Source organism: Brevibacillus sp. JNUCC-41 (assembly GCF_014844095.1).
Classification (GTDB): Bacteria; Bacillota; Bacilli; order Bacillales; family DSM-1321; genus Peribacillus; species Peribacillus aracenensis.
Genome location: NZ_CP062163.1, coordinates 3,223,260 through 3,247,629 on the forward strand (window position 1 = coordinate 3,223,260; position 24,370 = coordinate 3,247,629).

Sequence of the window (24,370 nt, forward strand, 5' to 3'; positions counted from 1 at the left end):
GGGGTGAGTCATATGGAAATGAAAGTGGAATCCGGAAAGAACATACAAGTTAACGATGTAAGCCCTTCAGGAATCAAGATCATCTGGCAGGAAATCAAAAGGGATAAGCTTGCAATGGGCTCCTTGATTACATTGGCTGCTATATTGATTTTCGTTTATGGCGCGGCTTTCTTCATGGATGCCAAAGAAATTGCCAAGGTCGATTTCCTCTCCATTTATTTGGAGCCATCTTCAGACTATTGGCTTGGAACCGATTATGGTGGCCGGGATGTATTCGGCCAACTGATAGTAGGTACCAGGAATTCATTCACGATCAGTTTATTCATTACATTATTCACGGCTATCATCGGTTTATCATTAGGGCTTCTTGCTGGTTACTTCGGGGGGGCAACCGATAATGTGATCATGCGTATTATCGATTTCGTGATTGCCCTGCCGCAAATGATGTTCATCATCGTTGTAGTCACGATTGTGCCGATCTTCAATGTATATGTTTTCATTTTAATCATGACGATGTTTTTATGGACAGGAAAGGCACGGCTGATTCGTTCTAAGGCTTTGTCTGAGCGTGAGCTGGATTATATCCACGCCTCACAGACACTGGGGACACCACATTGGAAAATCATCCTGTTTCAGCTTCTGCCCAATGTCAGTTCGTTGATCATCGTCAACTTCATTTTGAACCTTGCAGGCAATATTGGCCTAGAATCCAGTTTGACTTTCTTAGGGTTCGGTCTTCCGGAGAGCACACCGAGTTTAGGGACGCTCATCAGTTATGCTCGAAATCCAGATGTTCTGGAAAACAAGTGGTGGATATGGGTACCCGCATCACTCATGATTCTAGTGTTGATGCTGAGTATAAATTTCGTTGGCCAAGCGTTAAAACGCGCCGCCGATGCAAGACAAAGAAGAGGATAAAAAAAGGGGAGTGTAGGATATGAAAATCAAAAGCTATAGTAAGGTATTAAGTGCATTGGCCATTTCGTCTCTACTGCTTGCTGCATGTTCGAATGATACGGAGAAATCGTCAACGAAAGAGAAAAAAGGGAAAGATGTCGAACAGGTCGATACCTCTAAATTCCCGACAAAGACGACAAATCAAGGAGAGCCGATTAAAGGCGGCCATTTGACATATGGCTTGGTATCCGATACCCCGTTTGAAGGGATATTAAACAAAGTTTTCTATCAAGGCGAACCCGATAATCAAGTTATTACATTCTTTGATGAAGACTTATTGGATACAGATGAAAACTACGTATATACGAATGAAGGTGCCGCTTCCTATGAGATTTCAGACGATCATAAAACGGTTACGCTGACGATTAAGGATAATGTAAATTGGCAAGATGGAAAACCTGTGACAGGTGCCGATTTAGAATATGCATATCTAGTCATGGGAAGCAAAGATTACAAAGGTGTACGCTATGATGAACAAATGGCTTTAATCGAGGGTATGGAAGAGTATCATGAAGGGAAAGCCGATAAGATTTCAGGCATTAAAGTCGACGGCAAGAAAATCATTTTCACATTCAAAAAAGCGAATCCTTCCGTCACGACTGGATTATGGACATACCCGCTTCATAAAGAATACTTAAAAGATGTTCCGATTGCAGAGTTGGAATCTTCGGATAAAATCCGTAAAAATCCGATTGGTTTTGGACCATTCAAAGTGAAGAAAATCGTTCAGGGGGAAGCGGTCGAATTTGAAGCGAATAAAGATTATTACCGCGGTGAACCTAAATTGGACAGTGTCACATTAAAAGTCGTGAATCCGTCCGTTGTCGTCAAGTCACTTGAAAATGGTGACCTCGATGTAGCAGAGGTCCTGGCTGAGCAATATGATCAGGCCAAGGAATTGGATAATGTCGAATTATTGGGGAAAGTTGAATTGGCTTATTCCTATATTGGTTTCAATTTCGGCTACTATGATAAAGAAAAAGAAGAAAATATTATGGATGAGAATCCAAAGTTTGGAGACAAACGCCTTCGTCAGGCGATGGCATATGCCATCAATAATGAAGAAGTTGGCAAAAAGATGTTCAAGGGCCTTCGCTTCCCTGCCAACTCTGTCATTACACCGAACTTTAAATATAATAATAAAGATGTAAAACCATATGAATATGATCCTGAAAAAGCAAAAAAACTTTTGGATGAAGCAGGATTTGTAGATACGAATAATGATGGCATTCGTGAAGATGCAGATGGAAAAGAGTTCAAGATCAATTTTGCTTCCATGAGCGGTTCAGATGTTTCCGAGCCACTTGCAAGATATTATATCCAACAATGGGAACAAGTAGGTTTGGACGTTGAATTGCAGGATGGCAGGCTGCATGAGTTCAATTCATTCTATGACCTATTGAAAAAGGATAATGATCAAGTTGATGTTTATTCAGCTGCATGGGGAGTCGCTTCCGATCCGGATCCATCTGGTCTATGGGCTAGATCTGCGGAATTTAACTATACCCGCTGGGTGAATGAAAAAAATGATGAGCTTCTTGATAAAGGGATTTCAGAGGAAGCTTTCGATGATCAATATCGGATCGATACGTATAATGAGTGGCAAGAATTGATCCATGATGAGGTTCCGGTCATTCCGACATTATTCCGTTATCAATTGGCTGGAGTGAATGAACGCGTTACAGGTTATGATTATCTCGCAGGCCGCCAATATCAGTGGCATAATGTGGGTGTAACGAAATAATTTAATTGATGACTATCGGCTGCCTTTATGGGCGGTCGATTTTTTTGCGTTTCAATGAAGTGGATAAAGGTTATATAGATAATAGTAAGTAATTGGAAGGGTGATATTGATGGAAGTGAGAAATCCTAATGAAACAAAGAGAGAGTTAGAAATATTGTTTACTGAATCGGTTGGCCGGTTACTGAAGCCTCTTGAAGAGGAAATCATTACTGACATTGTAGCCTATCCAGACGAAAAGAGAATTGCCTTCTTGGAATATATGAAGGAAATGTCCAACAAACAAAGACAGTTGAAGTAAGTTGAACTTTCATCATGAAGGAGGTTTTTTTATGGGAAACGAAGAAATGAGCAGATACAAAGTATGGCGCGAAAAGTGGAAAAGAAAAGTTAATATGGAGAATTTAGCATTATATGGGATTTCATCATTAGTTATGGCCATCTTGCCTGTTCTGGCTCATATGAGTTAAATCGATTAAAGGACCGTCTTTTGGCGGTCTTTTAATATGTTAAAAGTTGCCATGAAAAGATATAATGAACAAGAGGAAAGGAGAGATATGCATGAGTGTTATCAAAGAGGAAGAAATCGTATCTTACATAAAAGAATTGGTGTCCATACCCAGCCCCTCCGGTTATACAGATCATGCCATTAAATACGCGGCCGATTTCATGGAGCAAAGGAAGGTTCCTTACAAGATCACGAATAAAGGGGCATTGCTTGCTTCAATAAAAGGGGAAGATGATGGCAAACATCGATTGTTGACTGCCCATGTCGATACTCTGGGTGCCATGGTAAAGGAAATCAAGGCAAATGGCCGCCTTAAATTGACGATGATCGGCGGTTTTCGCTGGAACTCAGTCGAAGGGGAGTATTGTAAAATCCACACAGCTGACGGAGCAATTATCACCGGGACCATATTAATCAATCAGACCTCTGTCCACGTATATAAAAATGCCGGGGATGCCAAGCGTGATGATGAGACAATTGAGGTCCGGATAGATGCTGTCGTGAAAACTAAAGCGGAAACTGAAGCGATTGGCATTTCTGTTGGAGATTTTGTCTCCTTCGAGCCAAGGGTGGAAGTTACGGATACTGGCTTTTTAAAATCAAGGCATTTGGATGATAAAGCAAGCGTCGGCATCCTGCTTCATATCATTGACCTCATTTCCGCAGGAAAGATAAAATTGGCATATACGACCCATTTCCTGATTTCAAACAATGAAGAAATCGGCTATGGCGGCAATTCCAATATCCCTGAGAAAACAGTCGAATATCTAGCTGTCGATATGGGAGCGATCGGTGACGGACAATCAACGGATGAATTCAGCGTTTCCATTTGTGCGAAAGACTCCTCGGGTCCTTATCATTATAAATTACGTCAGCATCTAGTCGCCCTTTCCAAAGCAAATGCTGTCGACTATCGCGTCGATATTTATCCATATTATGGTTCAGACGCTTCCGCTGCGATCCGGGCAGGATATGATGTCGTACATGGTCTGATCGGACCGGGGATCGATGCTTCACATGCCTTCGAGCGGACGCATGTCTCTTCATTAAAGCATACAGCCAATCTGATTTTGCATTATATCCAATCAGAGTTGGTTTAATCGTAAAAAAGCCCGCACTCATATCAGATGAGTGCGGGCTTTTACTGTTTTTTAGCGAAATTTTCATTATACTCGTGAGTTTCTGCGTAATACTCGTGAATTTCGTTGTTTTATTCTTGAATTACGTTCAAATACTCGTGAATGACAAATTATAATGATAATTCTTGTGGAGGTTCCCCATTGTTGTTCATCAACCGAATGCTTTCCGGTTTAATTTGAAGGATTAAATAATTGGGATCTTTCGGACCTTCGAACCAATCTTCAAATGATTCATTCCATAATTTATCCTTTAGTTCCTGTGAGTCGTTTATTTTCGAGGTACCTGAGATTTCCAGGTAGGAATCGCCTAATCCTTCATTATCATAGCCGATCAGAATATGAACATTAGGATTCTTTTCAATTTCATCAATTTTTTCCGTCTTTCCACTCGTTGGTGTGTATAAAGTTAATTCATCGTTAAAGAATGTCATATAGCGCGAATGTGGTTTGTTGTTTTCAACTGTCGATAAAACTCCTATTTTATGATCACGAATGATGTTCAATACTTTTTCTTTTATTTGGGTTTGGCTCATTTTTGCACACTCCTTTTATTTTTTACTCTATTACTTTTCCTCTTTTTCCTTTAAGTTAAACAAAATTATGCAGTTTGCCATTTTTATGAATGAAGACTGAAAGAAGTTGCCATACTAGTCATTATGTGTTCTGTTTCATGATGTTAATCAATCCATTTGTAAAGGTGAGTATGATGAATGAATTGTGGTGAATTACTTATCATTGGAGGGGCAGAGGATAAGTGCCTTGAAGGTGAAGTATTAAATAAATTTGTCGAGCTTGCAGCCCATAACGACGGCGGAATAGGAATATTGCCTTCAGCAAGTGAAATTCCTGAGGAAGTGAGTGCAGAGTATATCAAGATCTTCAGGGATTTAGGCGTGAACAGGGTGGAAGTGATCAAGCTGGATTCAAGGCAGGATGCAGACGATCCAGAAATTTGTGAACAGCTGAAATCTTTTTCAGCTATCTTCATTTCAGGGGGAAACCAAAGCCGATTATCTGAACTGATTGGTAAAACCAAGTTCCACGATGCCCTTTCTAAAGCCTGGCATAAAGGAATGGTGATAGCAGGGACAAGTGCTGGCGCTTCGATTTTAGGTAAGTATATGATCGTCGCTGCTGACACGATGCTGAATGACAATAAATTAAAGGTTGAAATTGGAGTAGGTTTCGGCTTCCTTGACGGCCTGATAATCGATCAACATTTTTCCCAGCGTGGCCGCTTTGACCGTCTGTTAAGTGCGATAGCAGGGAAAAAAGAAATTATGGGTATTGGCATTGATGAAAATACAGCAATTTTAGTTAAAGACGGTCATTTTGAAGTTGTAGGCCAACATCAAGTATTGGTTCTTGATGGCAGCACCAGTGATTATATCAGTATCACAACTTCTGATAATGGCAGTGAAGAGTTGACTCTTTCGGGATTTAACCTTCATGCCCTAACAAGAGGATACCGTTTTGACCTGCTTACCAGGAAATTGTTGATGAAAAAGGGGATCCAACAATGAAGATCAATCGAGTCCGTTATTTAAAAGGACCTAATTATTTTGCTTATACACCTACGATTTGCATTGAATTGGATATAGGGGAACTTGAACAGAAACCATCTGATTCAATACCTGGATTCAATGAAAAATTGTTAAAGACGCTCCCGAACTTGGGAAGCCATACATGTTCAAAAGGGTATCGAGGCGGTTTCGCCGAAAGGCTGAGAAAAGGAACATGGATGGGACATATATTGGAGCATATGACGATTGAGCTTCAAAACTTGGCCGGAATCGAAGCCATTCGTGGAAAAACGATAATGATGGAAAAAAAAGGTGTTTATTATGTTACCTTTGACTATCAGGAGCCTCACTCAGGTTTTCAAGCTTTTTTAGCAGCAAAAGATATCGTGGAAGCCATCCTGAGTGGTGAAAAACTTATAAATGTTCAATCTTATGTAAAACAAATAGAGCAGTTATATTATAAAAATAAACTGGGGCCAAGTACCGAAGCCATTTTTAAGGCAGCGCAGGCAAAAGATATCCCTGTCGAGCGAATGGGTGATGAAAGCTTACTGCGTTTAGGAACCGGTACAAGGCAGAAGTATGTCCAGGCAACAATATCTAGCCAAACTTCGAATATTGCGGTTGAGAATTCATGTGACAAATCATTGACCAAATCAATTTTAAGAGGATGTGGCCTCCCTGTACCTGAAGGGGAAGTTGCCCATTCAATTGAAGATATCTTTGCCTCGGCGGACAGGCTGGGTTTTCCACTGGTCATAAAACCGTATAATGGAAGACAGGGGCAAGGTGTCATCACTCATATCAAAAATAAGGATGAGCTATTCAATGTAATTAATTGTTTGGAGTTGCATGTGGAGAAGTACATAGTCGAACGGCATATTGAAGGACATGATTATCGGTTACTGATAGTCAACGGAGAACTTATCGCCGCTAGTTTGAGGCTTCCTCCCTATGTTATTGGAAACGGTAAGGAAACGATACGCAGTTTGATAGAAAAGGAAAATTGTAATGAGTTGCGGGGAGAAGGTCATGAAAAGCCGATGTCAAAAATCCCGCTTACACATACCGTGACATGCTACTTGGAAAAATCGAATCGGACGCTCGAAACCATTCCGAATCAAGGGGAATTGGTTCAAGTTGTGGGCAATGCAAATCTTTCGACTGGTGGAAAGGCAATCGATGTAACGGACCAGGTTCACCCCACCATAAAAAATATGGCTGTTGCTGCCGCGAAAGCGATTGGTTTGGATATAGCCGGAATAGATTTTATCTGTGAGGATATATCAAAGCCAATCGAACATTCAAGGACTGCGATTATTGAAGTGAATGCTGCACCGGGAATTCGAATGCATCATTATCCGAGTGAAGGAAAAAAAAGGGATGTAGGCAAAGCCATTGTCGATTACTTATTTCCGACTAGGGAAGAGGCTGCTATACCGATCATCGCAGTGACCGGAACAAATGGAAAGACGACAACGACGCGATTGGTTCATTATTTTCTTACTAATGAAAAAACAAAGGTTGGCATGACAAATTCTGATGGAGTATATATCGGCGATGAGGTATTGGATCAAGGTGACTGCAGTGGCCCTGTCAGTGCAAGAATGGTATTGGCCCATCCTGAAGTTGATGTAGCCGTATTGGAAACGGCCCGGGGCGGAATTCTGCGTGAAGGTCTGGCTTTTCGGAAATGTGATGTGGGGATCATCACCAATGTAAGTGAGGATCACCTCGGCCGTGATGGAATCGATACATTGGATGATCTCATAAAATTAAAGAGGCTGATTGCCGAAGTCGTAATGAAAACAGGTTATTGTGTGCTGAATGCAGATGATCCGAATGTAGCTGCCATGAACGCCTATACAGATGGGGAGGTCATTTACACCTCTACAGATGCCACCCAGCCTCATGTTAAGGCTGCGATTAATGGTGGATGTAAAGTTTGGTTCGTCAATGAACAAGGCGTGATTTGTCATTCATCTGATGGAGTCATCCATCCATTCATGGATTGCACCGTTATTCCAATTACGATTTCCGGCATGGCACGTCATAATATCGCCAATTTACTTCAGGCGTTAGCCGCAGCCGAAACACAAGGCGTTTCAATGGAAGAACTAAGAAGGAAGGCTGCCACATTTATGCCTGATACGAATTTGTCCAAAGGACGTTTCAATTTAAAGAAGTTGAAAGAGCGCACGATCATCATCGACTATGCTCATAATGAAGCTGGATTGAAGGCTATATTCGAAACGGTCAGTGCCTATAATAAAAATCGTCTAATCACTGTTTTGGCAGGACCAGGGGATCGTATTAATGAAGAGCTTACCAGGCTCTCCAAGGTGGCGGCCATGAATTCTGATCTATTCATCATTAAAGAAGATGATGATTTACGTGGAAGGGAACCGTTCGAAGTAGCCGGGCTGCTTCAGGAAGCTGCCGTAGAAGCTGGGTTACAGAAAAATCGGATATTCATCGAACCTAATGAATTGGACGCATTCATAAAAGCCTGGGAAACATCACAACCGGGTGACCTATTATTGTTCTTTTACACGGATTTCGAATATGTAGAGAGTTTTTTCGAAAAGGTTTCAACAAATCCATTGCCGAAGAAATAAAAGAACGTGCATTCCGCCCTGCGGAGTGCACGTTCTAATAATTTCCTTCACCATATAGTAGAATAAGAATGGCTGCTAGTCTCAGCTTGGTACGTATAGGTACTAAAAGCATTCATAGTTTAAAACAAGAGATCTCAAAAAGTAAGAATGAAGAAGTACGTTTTTGGGCTAGTTGGGCTTTAGCCATGATTGATTCGAGTGAAATCGATAAAGATTCAATAGCAATCCTAGTCAAGTTCATTAATTAACTCAGGAACTGCTATAGAGGCTTTTTCTCCTTTTTCTCCTAAAACAACAATTGCCATCGTTTTTAAATCACTGTTTTCATTATTTCTGAGCATTTCTCTTAAGATTGGAGCTTGTTCTCCCATGGAGCCAATTGTTTGTAAACCTTTTAATGAATCGTGTTGATTAGTACTTATTAAAAGTTGATTTATTTCTGAAGTAATTAGTTCCTTATTATTATCCCAATTAGATTCTCCTTTCTAAACTTATATGAAATAATTCGATAAAACTAATACAAAACTTTTAATAGTTGAAATTAGGTAAATAAATCGGATACAATCATTTAAATTTCTTTTTTTCATTCATATGTGCAGGCGTCAAATAATCCTTCTTTCTAGTTTAGATCTAAGAGAATGAGACTACTGATATTGTTATAAAACTCATTAGGTTATAAATGAATGAAGTTGTTATTCACCCAGTAGGACTGTGTGATGCTGAGAATAGTATTTAAAAGAGCAGAGCACTTTGAAAAGGAATTGGATCAGTATATTTATTACTATAACCACAAACGTATGTAGGGAAAATTAAAAGACCTGAGTCCGATAGAAGATCGAACTCAGGTCTTAGAAGTTACTTAAACTATATGTCTAACTTTATTGGGTCAGATCAGTTTGTCTACAGTCTGAGCTAATCCAAGTGGATTAGCTTTTTTTGATAACCGTTTCATTTGCAGCCGGGACAGCGGCATGGTCTTTTTTATATATTCGCTGAAGCACGATTGACTGAACAATCATGAATATACCTCCGATCGACCAATACAGCGGCAATGCAGCAGGAGCAGAGAAAGAAATGAATAAAATCATTGCTGGTGAGAGCAGGCTCATCAGCTTCATTTGTTTCTGCTGTTCTTCCGGCATTTGTCTCATGGAAATGACCGATTGGAAGTAATAAATGACACCAGCAATAATCGCCATGGCAATATTCGGCTGGCCAAGACTGTACCAAAGGAAATTATGGGTCGCAATTTCATGGGAACCTTGAATGGCATAATAAAAGCCCATTAGAATCGGCATTTGAATCAAGAGCGGCAGGCATCCCATGTTTAAAGGATTGACTCCATGCTTTTGGTAAAGCTGCATCATTTCCTGTTGAAGGGCCTTTTGTTTAGCTGGATCTTTCGTCTCTTTGATTTTCTGCTGGATTGCTGTCATTTCCGGTTTCAGCCCATTCATCTTCGTTTTCATGCTAAGCTGTGTTTTATATTGCTTGGCAGTCAGTGGAAGCAAGACAAGGCGAATCAAAAATGTCATCATGATGATGCTTAAACCGTAGTTGCCATTAAACAAATGAGCATTAAATTCTAGCATTTTTGTCATCGGGTTAACCAATGCAGTATGAAATGGCCCGCTCGTTGCTGCTGAGCAACCTGTCAAAAGGGTGGTTGCCAAAAATAGGACGGCAATTAAAAGCATGTTTTTCTTATTCAATATAATTTCCTCCTCGAATTGTTATTGTTTAAACAACGAGAAGGAGGCTTGGCTCATCGGAATCATCTGGTGAATCCTTGTGCCGGATAAATGTGAAAAAGCGCTGTGCACCGCGCCAGTCAAAAATGTTGCCTTTCTGAACTGGGGATTTACTTTTATCTGTATGGACGGAAGCTTGATATTTGTCGTTCAAGAGTGATTGCTTTTTATTTAAGAAGTAAAACGCAGCCAGTGGAAAGACAAAGGTAAATAAGTAACCTGCCCATACCGCATGGCGAACGGTCTGATAATCGAATTCTAATAATAATTCCCACATAGGAATCCCTCGTTTTTTCTAAGATAAGAAAATTTAGTTTGGTTGGTCCCAAAAACGATTTCGGGACTGGAATAAGTTTAAATCATTAAGAACACTATATCAAATTCTAGTACAAGAATGCCAAAAAATATAGGGATTTTTTCAAAAAATAAACAGGGAATATTTTCTGGTGCATCAATTTATGATTAAAGGTCATATAGAACCTGGATTTGAGAGAGAAGATTTCACACATGGTCATTCGTCCACACGGATAAAAGGAGGCTCAATTCATTCGAAAAACAGAACCACCATAACGGTACTGAAAATAATTTATATCAAAATGCACATCCCCGAAGCATGGATAATCCATTAAGAAATCAAATAATGGAAGAAAGGATTCTACCTGGCCCGCCTGGTCCGTCCTACAAAGGAGGCCCGCTCATATAGCTCCGCCTTTATTTATTCCACAACTTCACGATGGAATGTATAAGGCAATTGACGCTGGTTCAATGAATGGGCGCTTTTACCAACATACTTATGTATGGCTTAAGATTGTCCGCTCATTTTGTTTTTCCCCCAACTTGTCGGTTAAATTCCGTGGCAGGTTATCGATGGTGACGGGGCGACAGCGATGGCCTATTATGGTACGGGTGGGCATGAGATACAATCATTTCAATGTTATTAAAAAAAAAATCCGCATTTGCGGATTGTTCAGTCGACAAAGGGGGAGTTTGAAATGGTCTTACCCCGAACCATGATTATAAAAGAAGACTTGAAATGAAACCCTGACTGGATTGGAGGAATTTGCAATACCCCTACCGAATAGCTGGCTAGTCAAGATCCCGCTAGATGTTGAAAGGGGAGGAGTTCTTAAATCAACTGGAACGTTTATATAGAAAAACACTTTCAAAGTTTCAATCCAAGAAATAATCAGGAAAATCAGAAATGATGCCATCTACCTGCATCTTTTTGAACATGCGCATTTGTTTTTTATTGTTGACGGTCCATGTATATACTTTCATACCATGCTTTTGGATTCGCATTTGCAGCTTCGTACTTAAAATCGTTTGCTTTGGATTCAAAAATGATGCAAATTCGGCAATCTCTTTTAATTTTTCGTCATTAATTCGCCGTTTAATCAAAACGCCCACTTGTATGTCCGGCATTAATTGATGAAACCTTTTCATGGATTCCATATCGAACGAATGTACCATTATCCTATTTTTACTTGTTGAATATTCTCGGAATTTCTCTAATACTTCTGCAAGTTTCTGTTCAATGCCAGGATAAGCAGATGGATGTTTTATTTCGATTAAGATTCCAACTTCTGACCCGAAATTCTCCAATACCTCACTCAGTAAAGGAATCCTCTCATTCTTATAGCGAGAATGATACCAGCTTCCTGCATCCAATTCCTTTAATTCGGCTGCCGTGTAATTACGGAGGCTCCCTTTGCCGTTTGTGGTTCGATCCAGTGTGGGATCATGATGAACCACAAGTACATCATCTTTACTAAGATGGATATCCACTTCCAGGAAATCAGCTCCCAATTCAATTGCTTTAATATAAGATGCCATTGTATTCTCGGGGCAATATCCAGATGCACCGCGATGTCCAATTTTAAGGGGGGAATGCTGCATTATGAAGCTTTCAGGGAAATCGTTCTTTGATCTTTTAGCGTAGATAGCGAACAGTACAAGTATGGTTAACAAGATAATAAGAATAAATGCAATCATCTTTTACACTCCTATTAGGCACATTATTTTAAATATCCTTTACCCAAACTTAAAGAATATAAAGAAGAAGTCAGCAGCTCAGTCTCATTTCATAATTTTACATGTTAGGCAGGAAAAAATCATGTTTTACACAATGTTATAATCCAGACTTAAAGGATTTATTGGAAAGGTATGGAATACATATAATTTAAGCATCTATAAAGGAGGGAAAGCGGATGGAATTGCAGGTGAAACCGAAGTCTAAAAAATGGAAGGGGAATTTTGGTTTGTATTTTTCCCTGCCCATTCTCTCTTGGGCGTTTTACGATTTTGCCAATACGATTTTTTCTTCTAATATCAATACGATTTTCTTTCCATTCTTCCTCCAGGAACAGATTGGGGAAAATGCCGTTCTTGATCAGATTGCAAGTACCTTCATCTCCTACGCTAATGCGATTGCCAGTTTGTTTCTTGTTTTATTTTCCCCGCTGTTCGGAGTCATGATCGATCGAACGGGAAAAATGAAAAAATACATTATAATTTTTACACTCATTTCTGTTGTATGTACATTTTTAATGGGAGTATTTGGAGGGGCTCCGTTCGAAGGAAAGCTTCTGGGCATTCCAATTTCTTTAGCAATCGTCATTCTTTTATTTGTGATAGCAAAGTTTTTCTATCATTCGAGTCTTGTTTTCTATGATACGATGATGAGTGATTTAGGCACGAAACAGCAATTGCCGCTTATATCAGGATTTGGAGTGGCGGTAGGCTATCTTGGAACGTTAGTGGGACTGTCGATCTATCCATTCATTAGTAAGGGGAGTTCACATGAAGCCTTTATTCCGACGGCCATTTTATTTCTGGTTTTTTCCCTTCCTTTATTCTTTTTTTTAAAAGAGACTCCAAAACAACAAAAAGCGAAACAACCTTTTTTATCAGGTTATAAGGAAATTAAATCAACATTTAAAGAGATGCAATCCTATCGATCGGTTTTTACATTCATGATTGCTTATTTCTTTTTAAACGATGCAATTGCAACCACTATCGGCATGATGGCCGTATATGCCAAGACTGTTGTTGGATTTTCCTCAAGCGGATTCATTTTGCTTTACTTGGTATCGACAGTTTCGAGTATTGCCGGATCGTTTCTGTTTGGATATATTACGCAGTCGAAGGGTCCGCGACTAGCTGTGACATATGTGGGAGTTCTGCTCTTGGTCGCATTATTTATTGCAGTCTTCGCACAAACGGCTCTTTGGTTCTGGATTGCAGGGAGTATGTTCGGCATTTCACTAGGTTCGATGTGGGTGACATCACGGACATATATCGTTGAATTGACCCCGGTAGGGAAAAGGGGGCAATTTTTTGGACTATTTGCATTTTCCGGAAAAGTTTCTTCCATAATCGGTCCGCTTTTATATGGGACGATAACGTTGGTATTCCATGACCTCGGTACATTGGCGAGCCGGATGGCATTAGGGTCACTGATCATCATGACAGTAATAGGCCTGGGCTTTCTTTTGAAGCTGAAGGGATTGGAAGAAGTGAAATAGTAAAAAGGGAATGGAGCCGGCCTTAATGCCGTATCCATTCCCTTGCATATTTTTATACTAAAATCAAGGTGACATCGACGTTCCCGCGAGTTGCTTTTGAATATGGGCAGGTCATGTGAGCTTTTTTGGCAAAGTCTTCGGCTTCTTCCCTGCTTAGGTCCGGGATCGAAACATCCAACCTTACAGCCAATTTAAAACCACCGTCTTCCTCATCTTTACCGATCGTAACATTTGCCGTAACGGAAGTATCGACTTTTTTCTTTTCTTTTTGCAGAACAAGATTCAAGGCACTGTCAAAACATGCGGCATAACCGGCTGCAAATAGCTGTTCAGGATTTGTAGCACGCTCACCGGAACCACCTAATTCCTTCGGTGACCTCACATCGAAATCCAGAATCCCGTCCTCTGATTTTACATGTCCCTCACGACCACCGTGTACGGTAACTGTAGCTGTATATAATGGTTTCAATGAAAACAACTCCTTTGTTCATTCTTATTATCTTTAGTTCCCTAATGTAAGTCGTGTTAAACAAAATGAAAGCAAATGTATGGATAGTATTGTTTGAAATCGGTTTTAAAATGGAAGATATTGTTTTATAATGTACTGTATTAGGAGATGTAATACACCCATTTGCCAGGAGGGGTTGATGATGTTTGAGTTGGATGTCCAAAGTGGAAAGCCGATATATGAGCAATTGATGGATAAGTTTAAGGAACTAATGATCAATGAAGTTTTACAGGAACATAATCAGCTTCCATCCATACGAATATTGGCTCAGGAATTGACCATCAATCCAAATACGATCCAGAAAGCGTACAAGCAGCTTGAATCTGATGGGTTTATATATACATTGCCAGGCAAAGGGAATTTCGTGGCACCTCCTAAATATTTGAAAAACTCATTAAAAGAAGAAAAGATCAGAAACGAGCTCTCAAAGGTACTCGCTGAAGCTCTGTATATCGGAATCGATAAACATGAAATTTATAGATTAATAAAGGAAATCAGCCCATTGGCAAAGGGGGGAGAATCATGATTGAATTAAAACAGGTGAGTAAATTATATGAAGGAAAAGAAGCGATCAAAAACGTCACCTTAGTCATACAAAAAGGCTCCATATTCGGGTTATTAGGTTCAAATGGGGCGGGGAAAACGACTTTATTAAAAATGCTTTCAGGCAATCTGATACAGGACGCAGGTGAAGTTCTTATTGATCGATCATATGTGTTTGAAAACCGTGTAGTGAAAAATCGTTGTTTCTTCCTTCCTGATACACCTTATTTTCTGGCTAATTATACGATCATGCAAATGGCAGGTTTTTATAGTCATATTTATAGTGAGTGGAATCAAGAACGTTTCTATCAATTACAGGAAATATTCCAGATCCCCATCCAATCTAAAATACATAAACTATCGAAGGGGATGCAGAGACAGGTTGCTTTTTGGCTCGCACTCTCGACGATGCCGGAAGTTCTCATCCTGGATGAACCGTTTGATGGATTAGATCCGGTCATGCGTAAAAATGTGAGACAGTTGTTGATTCAGGATGTCTCGGAAAGGGATATGACGATTTTACTATCGTCCCATAATCTTCGGGAAATTGAAGATTTAGCCGATCATGTAGGGATTTTACACAAGGGTGAGCTTGTTATCGAGAAGGATTTGGATGACTTAAAAGCCGATGTACATAAAGTGCAAATTGCCTTCAAACATAAAATTCCCCACGGATTATATCGCGGAATTCAAATTCTTAACAAGGAAAGACGCGGCAGCGTGATCGTTTGCATCGTTAAAGGTAAAGAATCCATGATTAAATCGCACTTTAATCAGTTTCAGCCAGAAATATTAGATATTCTCCCACTTACTCTGGAGGAGATATTCATTTATGAAATGGGGGATATCGGTTATGTCATCCAGAATAACCTGGTTTAATAGAGAACTGATTATCTATATTTTCAGAACCACTGGCTGGATTGGCTTCCTGTCTCTCGTAGGCCTCATATTTGCTCTGCCTTTGAAAATGTTAGCGATTATCTTGAATGAGAATAATGAATATGTGGAATTCGAAAACCTTTTTTCCTGTCAGCAGATGATACAGTTTGTCTTGGTCATCGTTATTCCAGTATTACTTGCCATCTTCCTTTTTCGGTTCTTACAAATGAAACAAGCTTCAGACTTTATTCATAGTTTACCGATTACTAGACGCAGCATCTACGTTCATATGATTGGGACGGGAATTGGCTTCATGGGTTTGCCGATTTTACTTACAGGTTCAATATTGATATTATTTCACTCGGCAATTGATATAGAAAGGCTATATACCATGACGGATATATGGTCTTGGATGGGGACTACATTCATTTTGGAAACTTTGATCTTTTCTGTTGCCGTTCTTGTTGGAATGGTGACGGGATTATCAGCATTTCAAGGATTGCTGACCTATATTTTTCTTGCTTTGCCGGTGGGGCTGTTTGTTTTGTTTGCAGCCAATGTGAAGTTTTTGATAGCAGGATTTTCTGCAGATTATTATCTAAGTGCCAATATGAATGGCATCTCCCCCTTATTAGCAGCAACGGAGATGGATAAAATCACTTTCTTCTCTATCAATACATTAATTTATAGTATATTAACCTTTCTATTTCTGATCTGCTCTCTTTTTCTCTATGAGAGGAGAAAGCTGGAGCATGTGTCGCAGGCATTTGTTTACCCGAAGATTAAGCCATTATTTAAATTCGGCCTGACATTATGCATGATGCTGTTTACTGGGCTTTATTTTAGCGAAACGACAGGTGAACCTGGGTGGATTTTCTTCGGATATGCTGTCGGTTCTTTGCTTGGATATTATTTAGGGGAAATCGTCCTGCAAAAGACTTGGCGAATACGGGTCAACCTGAAAGGTTATGTAGCATTTATAGTGGCTATCATTGTGCTGGCACTCATTATAAGAATAGATCCCCTTCAGTATAAGGCCAAGATACCTGATGAAAAGATGATTAGACAAATTTATATTGGCGATTCTCCTTTATTTTTTGAAGATGATGACACGTCGAAAAAAGCTTTCAATCATCTTAAAGAGAAGGAAAATATAGAAGCGATCAGGTTATTGCATCAGGAAATTATCGATAAGGGTAAAAAGGTTTCCATTGGTGAAGTGAATGATGGACAATCCGTATTTCTGATGTATGAACTCAAGAATGGAAAACGGTTAGCAAGAGAGTATCATTTGCAAAATTACGACTCATACATGCCACTGTTGGCGAAAATTTATGAGTCGAATGAATATAAAAAAATGGTTAACGAGTTATTGAATGTATCCGCTGTAGACGTTTCTAAAATCAAGATAACGGCGAGCGGACAAGTGGACAAATCAATAACGATCACGGACGGTCAACAGTTGGAAGCTGCTGTAAAGGCATTGTCGGAGGATCTGAATAATCAATCGTTTACCCAAATGACATCTTCTTTTGGTGATTATGCCTCCATCGAAATTCTTTTGAATAATAACAAAACCATTTATATGAATTGGGACTCTTCATATACTCAGTTTTCAAAATGGATGGAAAGTACCGATCAATATGAAAAAGCGCGGTTAATGGCTGATGATATCTCTTATATCCTGGTTGCGAAAACCGATTCGGAATTTTATCATTCGAAATCTGAAAGTGAACTTGCACAGCAGATTGAACAACAGCCAAATCGCATGAAAATCAAGACGGCTTTGGAAATCGAGACGGCCATTGATAATGCTCAAATCGATTGGGGCGGAGAGTATTCAGCTGCCTTTTATTATAAAGAAAGCAGAGATGTGGATATCAAGAGTTTTTCTGGCGAACATGTTCCAGGCTTCATTTTGGATCATTTTAATGAAAGATAACGTGAATATTTTGCTTTTACATATATACAGGGAAAGGGGCCGCCCAATATGGCGGCCTCCTTTTGCATTGCCTATCAAATATGTTTGTGTATCTATGCTTTAGAGTTTTACGACGTTTTTAGCTTGAGGTCCACGGTTTCCTTCTTCGATCTCAAATTCAACCTCTTGACCTTCATCAAGGCTCTTGAAACCTTCTCCTTGAATGGCGGAAAAATGAACGAAAACATCATCTTCGTTTGGTACTTCGATGAATCCAAATCCTTTGTCACTATTGAACCATTTCACTTTACCTGTTACTGTCATTCGATGAATCCTCCTAAAAAGTTAAAAAATATTAATGGTGATGATTTTACCTGGATGGAAAAATCAATTTCACACATTATCCAGCACCCTCATTCAAGTTAAAGTCATCATTCGAAGATGATTGATAATATGTGAAATCCTGGAAAAAAAGTAATCCACTAACCTCTGGATCAATTTCCAGTTTTTTAGTATATACCCACCTTTATAAAGGATAAAACAAATGGAAGCAAATTATACATTCCCGTTTAGGGAAAATAATTTTAGTAAGGTTTAATAAGGGGAAGCATAACGGTATTGCCGTGCAGGAATTTCCTCGATAGAAATTTGACAGGGTTACCATGTCCAAGAACAGTAGCCTTGATAAGTTGAAATCAGGAAAACTATTTGGCATTAAGTTTTTCACGAAAATAATCGGGTATAGGTTAAGAAAGAAAGGACTGATGAAATGAAGAAATTATTAAAAAAGGCCCTTATTTTTGCTGCTCCCATCATATTCAAGGAAGTAAAAAAACGCTGGAAGAACAAGCGGAATCAAAAAGCGATTAAAACTGCAAGGTAAATGTTAAACGATGAATAAATGAAAGATAACCATATGGATTAAGATAAGGGGCGCTGATTAAGCGTCTTTTGTTTTGCCATCTGAACAAATCCTCTTATGGTGTTTCATTCACCTCTACATCTTTCCTTCATATCGTGTTAAAATAGAAAGGTTGATTGACAAGAATGAGAGTAGCCAAGGCTCATGCCTTATGATATATTTTTTCTTACATATATTGTGTAGGATCAGGATTTTTGCATGCAAAGAAAGGTTGCCATACCAATGTAAAAAATACAGTAAACCTCCTATAAATTTTTTTTGATTACTCCAATAATGAAAGGAACATTTTATGACTACATTAAAAGACGAGGTTCAATCCCGACGGACCTTCGCAATCATCTCTCACCCGGATGCCGGGAAAACGACTTTGACAGAAAAATTATTGCTGTTTGGCGGCGCGATTCGTGATGCCGGAACAGTTAAAGCTAGAAAAACAGGGAAGTATGCAACAAGTGACTGGATGGAGATTGAAAAACAACGGGGAATTTCCGTTACATCTTCAGTGATGCAATTCGAATATGATGATTTCCGTGTCAATATTCTCGATACACCAGGCCACCAAGATTTCAGTGAAGACACATATCGCACACTAATGGCTGTTGATAGCGCCGTGATGATTATCGATTCGGCAAAGGGTATCGAGGATCAGACAGTTAAGTTATTCAAAGTATGCCGGATGAGGGGCATCCCGATTTTCACTTTTATCAATAAAATGGACCGACAAGGTAAAATGCCGCTTGAATTGCTTGCCGAACTCGAAGAGGTATTAGGTATAGAAACATATCCAATGAACTGGCCGATTGGGATGGGAAAAGACTTCGTAGGCATTTACGACAGGTTCAATAATCGGATTGAACAGTTCAAAACCGAAGGGGAAGAGCGTTTCCTTCCGTTGAATGACGAAGGTGAACTTGAAGTGGATCATAAACTTAAGGATTCCCAGCTATATGAGCAAACATTGGAAGAAATCATGCTGTTGACGGAAGCGGGTAACCAATTCTCTGAAGAAAACATTGCGAATGGAAAACTAAGTCCCGTATTTTTCGGAAGTGCTTTAACGACATTCGGTGTTCAGACGTTTTTGGATGCTTATTTGAAATTTGCACCAGCTCCACAAGCTCGGATGACGACGTCTGGCGAAATGGACCCTGTGAGTCATGATTTTTCTGGCTTCATTTTCAAGATCCAAGCGAATATGAACCCAAAACACCGTGACCGGATCGCTTTCCTTCGTATCTGCTCCGGTAAATTCGAGCGTGGAATGAGCGTAAACTTAAGCAGGACAGGGAAACCGATTAACCTGTCTTCTTCTACCCAATTCATGGCTGATGATCGGAACACCGTAAATGAAGCGGTAAGCGGAGATATCATCGGTTTATATGATACCGGTAACTACCAGATTGGAGATACGATCACAACAAGCAAAGACATGTTCCAGTTTGAAAAGCTGCCTCAGTTTACACCGGAACTATTCATGAGGGTAACAGCTAAAAACGTCATGAAACAGAAACATTTCCATAAAGGAATTAACCAACTTGTACAGGAAGGGGCAATACAGCTCTTCAAAACGGTTCGGATGGAAGAATATCTGCTTGGTGCGGTTGGGCAACTTCAATTCGAAGTATTCGAGCATCGAATGAGGAACGAGTACAATGTTGAAGTCGTGATGGAGCGCATGGGCAGTAAGATAACACGTTGGGCTGAAGATGAAAAGCTTGATGAAAACCTTCATAGCTCAAGAAGCATTCTTGTTAAAGACCGGTTCGACAAATATGCATTCTTATTTGAAAATGAGTTTGCACTACGTTGGTTCCAAGATAAAAATCCTGACGTGGAATTATATAATCCAATGGATTTGAAATAATGGAGAAGCCCGTGTAATATACACGGGCTTTCAGTTTGTAGACAGAAGGGTTTCGGAATGGTCTCATTCGGAAACCTTTTTGATTTTTTAATGTACTTGAAGCGGTTACACAGAATATTTGACCTCTTCGATATTTAGATCATATTTCCCTCTCGCGAAGTACAGTTTGACCATCTTTTTCCGTAAAGAAAGGCTACATGATCCTGATCCATCATGATGAGAAAAAACTGTTCATTAGTTAACGAAGAACGATGTGACAACCAATGGCTTTCAATTAGCCCAGATAATGATTGAATCACATAAAAGTCTTTTTAGAGAAATATCATTGGAAAGATCAATATCTACCAAATTATTCCTTTGACAATCTCCTTAAACTCCTTTATATTTAGCTAGTACTTTAGTGCTTAAAAGCGTTTCAGTAATTATGAGGGGTGAAAAGGTCCAATCCTTACCTCAGAGAATATACAACATGAAAGCGGGGAAATACATTATGCGTCTTGAAGATGCAAAGCTGAAACTTTCCTTACCTGAAGCAATTGGGGTTTTGGCCGTTCTATTCTTTATTATTGCAACTGGTATCATACATTATGGACTTGCCCCCCATATTCCAATTATAGCGGCAATCCTATTTCTATTTGTCTATGGAAAGATCAAGAAGCTTCCATTTTCAATTATGGAGTCAGCTATGGTCAAAGGTGCAGTTTCTGGTATGGGAGCCATCTATATATTCTTTTTCATTGGAATGTTGATTTCCATCTGGATGGCAAGCGGGACGATCCCTACCATCATGTACTATGGGTTTGACTGGATTTCTGGTGAATATTTCTATGCGATCACATTTCTGGTGTGTTCGCTAATAGGGCTCTGCATCGGGAGTTCACTTACAACATCAGCCACAATCGGCGTTGCTTTAATAGGCATGGCGGCTGCGATGGATTTATCGTTGGCGATCACAGCCGGTGCAATCATTTCCGGTGCATTTCTTGGGGATAAAATGTCTCCATTATCCGACTCGACCAACCTTGCATCGGGAACGGTTGGAGCATCATTATTTGAACATATTAATAATATGCTTTGGACAACGATTCCAGGTTTTTTAATATCACTTATCAGCTTTTACTTCCTTTCACCGAATGTCAAAGTGGCTCGTGTTGAGGAAATCGAAGCCATGACCAAAGCCCTGGAAATGGAGACGAATATAAGCATATGGAGTTTGATTCCGTTTGTCATCGTTCTAGTCATGGCTTTGAAAAAGGTGTCGGCGATTCCGACATTGTCAGCAGGAATCATTTCGGCGGCCGTGGTTGCTTTCATACAAACGCCGAGCTTGACCGTTGCAAAACTAGCGGATATCTTATACGGGGGTTTTGTACTGAAGAGTGGAATGGATCAACTTGACTCAATCCTATCGCGGGGCGGCATTGAAAGTATGATGTTCTCCGTTTCGATGGTGTTGTTGGCATTGGCGATGGGCGGACTATTGTTCGAATTGGGAGTCATCCCTTCTATTTTAAAAGCGGTCCAGGATTCATTGACGAGTGTAGCGAAAGTGATTTCCGCTACTGTATTTGCAGGAATCAGCGTGAATTTCCTGGTGGGTGAACAGTATTTGTCAGTTATACTGCCTGGGAAGGCCTTTCAGCAGAAATATGAAGATTTAGGCTTACAGCCCAAAACGCTTGCGAGGGTACTTGAAGATGCGGGAACAGTTGTGAATCCTCTGGTTCCTTGGGGTGTCTGCGGTGTATTCCTGACACAGGTATTGGGTGTTTCAACCCTTGAATATGCCCCATTTGCATTCTTCTGCTTACTTTGTCCTTTGCTCAGTCTGATTTCTGGCTTTACGAAAATCGGTATCCATTATAAATGAAAAAAACAGGCGGTCGGTTTCGACTGCCTGTTTTTTTATATGAACTTCAATAGGGAAAACCCCCTGAAATGAACAGAAATGTCAGGGGGTATAGGATTTAACGTTTATTTTGAAGACGCAATCTCATCCTTTGGGATGGACACGACCTTTTCTTTCTGTTCAAGTAAGTTCATTCGCATGACGACATTTTGGAATATGCCCATTGAAAGCATGAGCAGCAGTAAGGAAGATCCTCCATAACTGATGAATGGAAGGGTGATCCCTGTAATTGGGATAAGTCCAGTCACTCCGCCTACGTTAATGCCAACTTGAATGCCGATCATGGATGAGATGCCGATCAATAAAAGACTTCCAAAAGGATCTTTGCATTTTGCGGAAAGCACATATCCCCTTAGGACGATAAAACCTAGTGTCAATAGAACGAACCCGACTCCGAATATCCCGAGTTCTTCTGCAATGACGGCCATGATGAAATCAGTATGTGATTCAGGTAGGTATCCGTATTTTTGTACACTGTCACCAAGTCCCACTCCAGTAAGGCCACCGGATCCTATCGCGAATAATGAATTGACGAGTTGATACCCGCTTTCTCCTGCCGTTCCAAATGGATCGGCAAACCCCGTAAAACGAGACACCTTATTTTGAGAGAAGACGGATGAGAAATTACCTGTCACGAGTACCCCTAATGCGAATATCGCAACGAATATCGCAGTGATCAATGAAAGTTTGAATATGCTCTTAAAAGACATCCCGGATGAAATGATCATGGTACTTGAAATCAGGAAAATGACCGCTGCCGTTCCATAGTCAGGTTGTATCCCGATTAAAAAACAGATGAATACCAGAAAGAAAATCGGGGGGATGACGGCTTTATCAATACTATTGATTCGATCCTGCCTTTTTCCGTAAATGGCTGCCAGATAAATGATCATCGCCAATTTGGAAAATTCCGCGGGTTGGATCGATTTTGTCCCTAACTTGAACCAGCTTGTGGCATTTCCAGCTGTATGGCCGAAGATAAATAGCATCAAAAGGATACCGGCCATTCCAAACATCATAGACATCAAGAACATTTTGTTTTTGTACATCTTATAAGGAAGAATCATCGTGACGATCATTGCCAGGAATGAAATGAGAAAGGCCGTTTTTTGTTTCTCAAAAAAGAAATCCATGGGCTGACCGTATCGAGCAACAGCAGTAATCATGCTCGAACTGTAAATCATGACTAAACCAAACAAACAGAGTAATACGACAGCGATGAAAATAGGGAAGTCGTATGCTTTAATTATTCTTTTCACTTGTGCGCTCACCTCAAATATGTATGCGCGAAAAAATCGCCTTCTTATATAGTAACGGAAAATCGGTTATATAGATAATAATTTATATTAGATAATATGAATTTATCCTCCATTACCCAATATTAAACACTAAAACCGATAAACTAGTCTCCCGGATTTCCTTTTAGCTTAAGGCCGAATTTGGATTCCTAATATATTACCTTCGATGGCAAACGTGAATACTCCTTTTAAAATCGGAAAATTTTTACTATATATTCCATTTCACCGGTGCTATAGAGATTCCTATTCAAGGTTATTGATGACTGGGATGCAGTTCATGGGTTTCACCAAATGAGTTGTAAAACGTGATGTGATGTTGCGGATACTGTAAACGAATTTGTTAAAGGACTAACTCATCTTAAGAGGTATACTTATATTAGCCCCGATTATATTGCAGGGAACAAACAGGGGTTTTATGGAGAGAGGGTTACGGTTGTTAACTTGGTTTCAATCGATTATATTATATAGGCTGCTACGTCTCTGGCATTATATTAAGAGGGTTCAGGAAAAACCTCGTATGTTCAGTGAAGTTTATGAACTGTTTAAGAAAAGTAGTCAGGTGCTCTTATCAAACCATCCTGGGAAATCAAGGAGTGGAATTGAAGCGCTATTTTACTTTCACTTAGAAAGGGATTTTTGACAGACAGCACTTCAGCCGAGAAGTTTTGCTGCATTTCATTGAAGGTATTACTCCTGGGTAGATTTTTATTCAAGGATAAAAATGATATGGAGTACCAATAAAAATAAAGTAAAGCAAGGGGAGTA

At 39.8% G+C, this 24,370-nt stretch carries 22 protein-coding genes; 14 read left to right on the top strand and 8 right to left on the bottom strand.

Annotation, left to right across the window (positions count from 1 at the left end; genetic code table 11):
* Nucleotides 1-18: 18 nt before the first annotated feature.
* The 5 genes from JNUCC41_RS15690 to JNUCC41_RS15710 all read left to right on the top strand — a co-directional run bounded on the left by JNUCC41_RS15690 (nt 19) and on the right by JNUCC41_RS15710 (nt 4,306).
* The gene (locus JNUCC41_RS15690) at nt 19-918 is read left to right on the top strand and encodes an ABC transporter permease (protein ID WP_370662580.1); all 900 of its coding nucleotides are present in this window, start codon (nt 19-21) and stop codon (nt 916-918) included.
* A 19-nt stretch (nt 919-937) separates the two neighbouring features.
* Complete coding sequence (gene opp4A, locus JNUCC41_RS15695) at nt 938-2,701, top strand: oligopeptide ABC transporter substrate-binding protein (protein WP_192203806.1); 1,764 nt, start codon at nt 938-940, stop codon at nt 2,699-2,701.
* A 109-nt stretch (nt 2,702-2,810) separates the two neighbouring features.
* The gene (locus JNUCC41_RS15700; RefSeq protein ID WP_192203807.1) at nt 2,811-2,999 is read left to right on the top strand and encodes a hypothetical protein; all 189 of its coding nucleotides are present in this window, start codon (nt 2,811-2,813) and stop codon (nt 2,997-2,999) included.
* A gap of 31 nt (nt 3,000-3,030) precedes the next feature.
* Complete coding sequence (locus JNUCC41_RS15705; RefSeq protein WP_192203808.1) at nt 3,031-3,168, top strand: hypothetical protein; 138 nt, start codon at nt 3,031-3,033, stop codon at nt 3,166-3,168.
* Nucleotides 3,169-3,259: 91 nt separating this feature from the next.
* A complete protein-coding gene (locus tag JNUCC41_RS15710; protein ID WP_192203809.1) occupies nt 3,260-4,306 on the top strand; it encodes a M42 family metallopeptidase in 1,047 nt (348 codons plus the stop codon).
* Nucleotides 4,307-4,455: 149 nt separating this feature from the next.
* Here the strand turns inward: JNUCC41_RS15710 and JNUCC41_RS15715 are convergent, their stop codons facing one another.
* Nucleotides 4,456-4,878 (bottom strand): pyridoxamine 5'-phosphate oxidase family protein, encoded by a 423-nt coding sequence (locus tag JNUCC41_RS15715; protein ID WP_192203810.1) that lies wholly within the window; start codon nt 4,876-4,878, stop codon nt 4,456-4,458.
* A 177-nt stretch (nt 4,879-5,055) separates the two neighbouring features.
* Between JNUCC41_RS15715 and JNUCC41_RS15720 the strand changes: the two genes are divergently transcribed.
* Both JNUCC41_RS15720 and cphA read left to right on the top strand, forming a co-directional pair.
* On the top strand, nt 5,056-5,868 hold the full coding sequence (locus tag JNUCC41_RS15720) for a cyanophycinase (protein WP_192203811.1): 813 nt from the start codon (nt 5,056-5,058) through the stop codon (nt 5,866-5,868).
* Complete coding sequence (gene cphA, locus JNUCC41_RS15725) at nt 5,865-8,486, top strand: cyanophycin synthetase (protein WP_192203812.1); 2,622 nt, start codon at nt 5,865-5,867, stop codon at nt 8,484-8,486. The genes JNUCC41_RS15720 and cphA overlap by 4 nt, the downstream gene beginning before the upstream one ends.
* Nucleotides 8,487-8,713: 227 nt before the next feature.
* On the opposite strand, the gene JNUCC41_RS15730 is transcribed toward cphA, so the two are convergent.
* Complete coding sequence (locus JNUCC41_RS15730; RefSeq protein WP_192203813.1) at nt 8,714-8,857, bottom strand: hypothetical protein; 144 nt, start codon at nt 8,855-8,857, stop codon at nt 8,714-8,716.
* A gap of 345 nt (nt 8,858-9,202) precedes the next feature.
* Between JNUCC41_RS15730 and JNUCC41_RS27285 the strand changes: the two genes are divergently transcribed.
* The gene (locus tag JNUCC41_RS27285) at nt 9,203-9,289 is read left to right on the top strand and encodes an IS3 family transposase (RefSeq protein ID WP_353618332.1); all 87 of its coding nucleotides are present in this window, start codon (nt 9,203-9,205) and stop codon (nt 9,287-9,289) included.
* Nucleotides 9,290-9,412: 123 nt separating this feature from the next.
* Here the strand turns inward: JNUCC41_RS27285 and yidC are convergent, their stop codons facing one another.
* From yidC to JNUCC41_RS15750, 3 genes are all read right to left on the bottom strand, one after another.
* Complete coding sequence (gene yidC, locus JNUCC41_RS15740; RefSeq protein WP_342615307.1) at nt 9,413-10,198, bottom strand: membrane protein insertase YidC; 786 nt, start codon at nt 10,196-10,198, stop codon at nt 9,413-9,415.
* Nucleotides 10,199-10,226: 28 nt separating this feature from the next.
* Nucleotides 10,227-10,514: a hypothetical protein gene (locus JNUCC41_RS15745; protein ID WP_192203815.1), complete on the bottom strand. Its 288-nt coding sequence runs from the start codon at nt 10,512-10,514 to the stop codon at nt 10,227-10,229.
* A gap of 893 nt (nt 10,515-11,407) precedes the next feature.
* Nucleotides 11,408-12,229, bottom strand: a complete 822-nt coding sequence (locus JNUCC41_RS15750; RefSeq protein WP_192203816.1) for a glycerophosphodiester phosphodiesterase — start codon at nt 12,227-12,229, stop codon at nt 11,408-11,410.
* A gap of 215 nt (nt 12,230-12,444) precedes the next feature.
* On the opposite strand from JNUCC41_RS15750, the gene JNUCC41_RS15755 reads away from it, so the two are divergent.
* The gene (locus JNUCC41_RS15755; RefSeq protein ID WP_192203817.1) at nt 12,445-13,761 is read left to right on the top strand and encodes an MFS transporter; all 1,317 of its coding nucleotides are present in this window, start codon (nt 12,445-12,447) and stop codon (nt 13,759-13,761) included.
* A gap of 52 nt (nt 13,762-13,813) precedes the next feature.
* Here JNUCC41_RS15755 and JNUCC41_RS15760 read toward each other — a convergent pair whose 3' ends face one another.
* On the bottom strand, nt 13,814-14,230 hold the full coding sequence (locus JNUCC41_RS15760; protein WP_076366919.1) for an organic hydroperoxide resistance protein: 417 nt from the start codon (nt 14,228-14,230) through the stop codon (nt 13,814-13,816).
* A 181-nt stretch (nt 14,231-14,411) separates the two neighbouring features.
* On the opposite strand from JNUCC41_RS15760, the gene JNUCC41_RS15765 reads away from it, so the two are divergent.
* The 3 genes from JNUCC41_RS15765 to JNUCC41_RS15775 are packed head-to-tail and all read left to right on the top strand — an operon-like array spanning nt 14,412 to nt 17,633.
* Nucleotides 14,412-14,795: a GntR family transcriptional regulator gene (locus JNUCC41_RS15765; RefSeq protein ID WP_192203818.1), complete on the top strand. Its 384-nt coding sequence runs from the start codon at nt 14,412-14,414 to the stop codon at nt 14,793-14,795.
* Nucleotides 14,792-15,691: an ABC transporter ATP-binding protein gene (locus JNUCC41_RS15770; RefSeq protein ID WP_192203819.1), complete on the top strand. Its 900-nt coding sequence runs from the start codon at nt 14,792-14,794 to the stop codon at nt 15,689-15,691. The genes JNUCC41_RS15765 and JNUCC41_RS15770 overlap by 4 nt, the downstream gene beginning before the upstream one ends.
* Complete coding sequence (locus tag JNUCC41_RS15775; RefSeq protein WP_192203820.1) at nt 15,666-17,633, top strand: DUF6449 domain-containing protein; 1,968 nt, start codon at nt 15,666-15,668, stop codon at nt 17,631-17,633. The genes JNUCC41_RS15770 and JNUCC41_RS15775 overlap by 26 nt, the downstream gene beginning before the upstream one ends.
* Before the next feature lie 99 nt (nt 17,634-17,732).
* Here JNUCC41_RS15775 and JNUCC41_RS15780 read toward each other — a convergent pair whose 3' ends face one another.
* Complete coding sequence (locus JNUCC41_RS15780; RefSeq protein WP_061462203.1) at nt 17,733-17,936, bottom strand: cold-shock protein; 204 nt, start codon at nt 17,934-17,936, stop codon at nt 17,733-17,735.
* Between the two features lie 887 nt (nt 17,937-18,823).
* Between JNUCC41_RS15780 and JNUCC41_RS15785 the strand changes: the two genes are divergently transcribed.
* Both JNUCC41_RS15785 and nhaC read left to right on the top strand, forming a co-directional pair.
* Nucleotides 18,824-20,398 (top strand): peptide chain release factor 3, encoded by a 1,575-nt coding sequence (locus JNUCC41_RS15785; RefSeq protein WP_192203821.1) that lies wholly within the window; start codon nt 18,824-18,826, stop codon nt 20,396-20,398.
* 490 nt (nt 20,399-20,888) lie between these two features.
* Nucleotides 20,889-22,268 (top strand): Na+/H+ antiporter NhaC, encoded by a 1,380-nt coding sequence (nhaC, locus tag JNUCC41_RS15790; protein ID WP_192203822.1) that lies wholly within the window; start codon nt 20,889-20,891, stop codon nt 22,266-22,268.
* 104 nt (nt 22,269-22,372) lie between these two features.
* On the opposite strand, the gene JNUCC41_RS15795 is transcribed toward nhaC, so the two are convergent.
* Nucleotides 22,373-23,566 carry an FtsW/RodA/SpoVE family cell cycle protein gene (locus JNUCC41_RS15795; protein ID WP_228467346.1) on the bottom strand — a complete coding sequence of 398 codons (1,194 nt, stop codon included), beginning with the start codon at nt 23,564-23,566 and terminating at the stop codon, nt 22,373-22,375.
* Between the last annotated feature and the right edge of the window lie 804 nt (nt 23,567-24,370).

Bases quoted from the DNA above. Each gene is read 5' to 3' on its own strand.
- JNUCC41_RS15775 (WP_192203820.1), top strand. From the start codon at position 15,666: ATGTCATCCAGAATAACCTGGTTTAATAGAGAACTGATTATCTATATT.
- JNUCC41_RS15700 (WP_192203807.1), top strand. From the start codon at position 2,811: ATGGAAGTGAGAAATCCTAATGAAACAAAGAGAGAGTTAGAAATATTG.
- JNUCC41_RS15745 (WP_192203815.1), bottom strand. From the start codon at position 10,514: ATGTGGGAATTATTATTAGAATTCGATTATCAGACCGTTCGCCATGCG.
- opp4A (WP_192203806.1), top strand. From the start codon at position 938: ATGAAAATCAAAAGCTATAGTAAGGTATTAAGTGCATTGGCCATTTCG.
- JNUCC41_RS15770 (WP_192203819.1), top strand. From the start codon at position 14,792: ATGATTGAATTAAAACAGGTGAGTAAATTATATGAAGGAAAAGAAGCG.
- JNUCC41_RS27285 (WP_353618332.1), top strand. From the start codon at position 9,203: ATGCTGAGAATAGTATTTAAAAGAGCAGAGCACTTTGAAAAGGAATTG.
- JNUCC41_RS15690 (WP_370662580.1), top strand. From the start codon at position 19: ATGAAAGTGGAATCCGGAAAGAACATACAAGTTAACGATGTAAGCCCT.
- JNUCC41_RS15750 (WP_192203816.1), bottom strand. From the start codon at position 12,229: ATGATTGCATTTATTCTTATTATCTTGTTAACCATACTTGTACTGTTC.
- JNUCC41_RS15785 (WP_192203821.1), top strand. From the start codon at position 18,824: ATGACTACATTAAAAGACGAGGTTCAATCCCGACGGACCTTCGCAATC.
- JNUCC41_RS15710 (WP_192203809.1), top strand. From the start codon at position 3,260: ATGAGTGTTATCAAAGAGGAAGAAATCGTATCTTACATAAAAGAATTG.
- nhaC (WP_192203822.1), top strand. From the start codon at position 20,889: ATGCGTCTTGAAGATGCAAAGCTGAAACTTTCCTTACCTGAAGCAATT.
- JNUCC41_RS15755 (WP_192203817.1), top strand. From the start codon at position 12,445: ATGGAATTGCAGGTGAAACCGAAGTCTAAAAAATGGAAGGGGAATTTT.
- JNUCC41_RS15720 (WP_192203811.1), top strand. From the start codon at position 5,056: ATGAATTGTGGTGAATTACTTATCATTGGAGGGGCAGAGGATAAGTGC.
- JNUCC41_RS15780 (WP_061462203.1), bottom strand. From the start codon at position 17,936: ATGACAGTAACAGGTAAAGTGAAATGGTTCAATAGTGACAAAGGATTT.
- JNUCC41_RS15765 (WP_192203818.1), top strand. From the start codon at position 14,412: ATGTTTGAGTTGGATGTCCAAAGTGGAAAGCCGATATATGAGCAATTG.
- JNUCC41_RS15705 (WP_192203808.1), top strand. From the start codon at position 3,031: ATGGGAAACGAAGAAATGAGCAGATACAAAGTATGGCGCGAAAAGTGG.
- cphA (WP_192203812.1), top strand. From the start codon at position 5,865: ATGAAGATCAATCGAGTCCGTTATTTAAAAGGACCTAATTATTTTGCT.
- JNUCC41_RS15730 (WP_192203813.1), bottom strand. From the start codon at position 8,857: ATGGGAGAACAAGCTCCAATCTTAAGAGAAATGCTCAGAAATAATGAA.
- JNUCC41_RS15715 (WP_192203810.1), bottom strand. From the start codon at position 4,878: ATGAGCCAAACCCAAATAAAAGAAAAAGTATTGAACATCATTCGTGAT.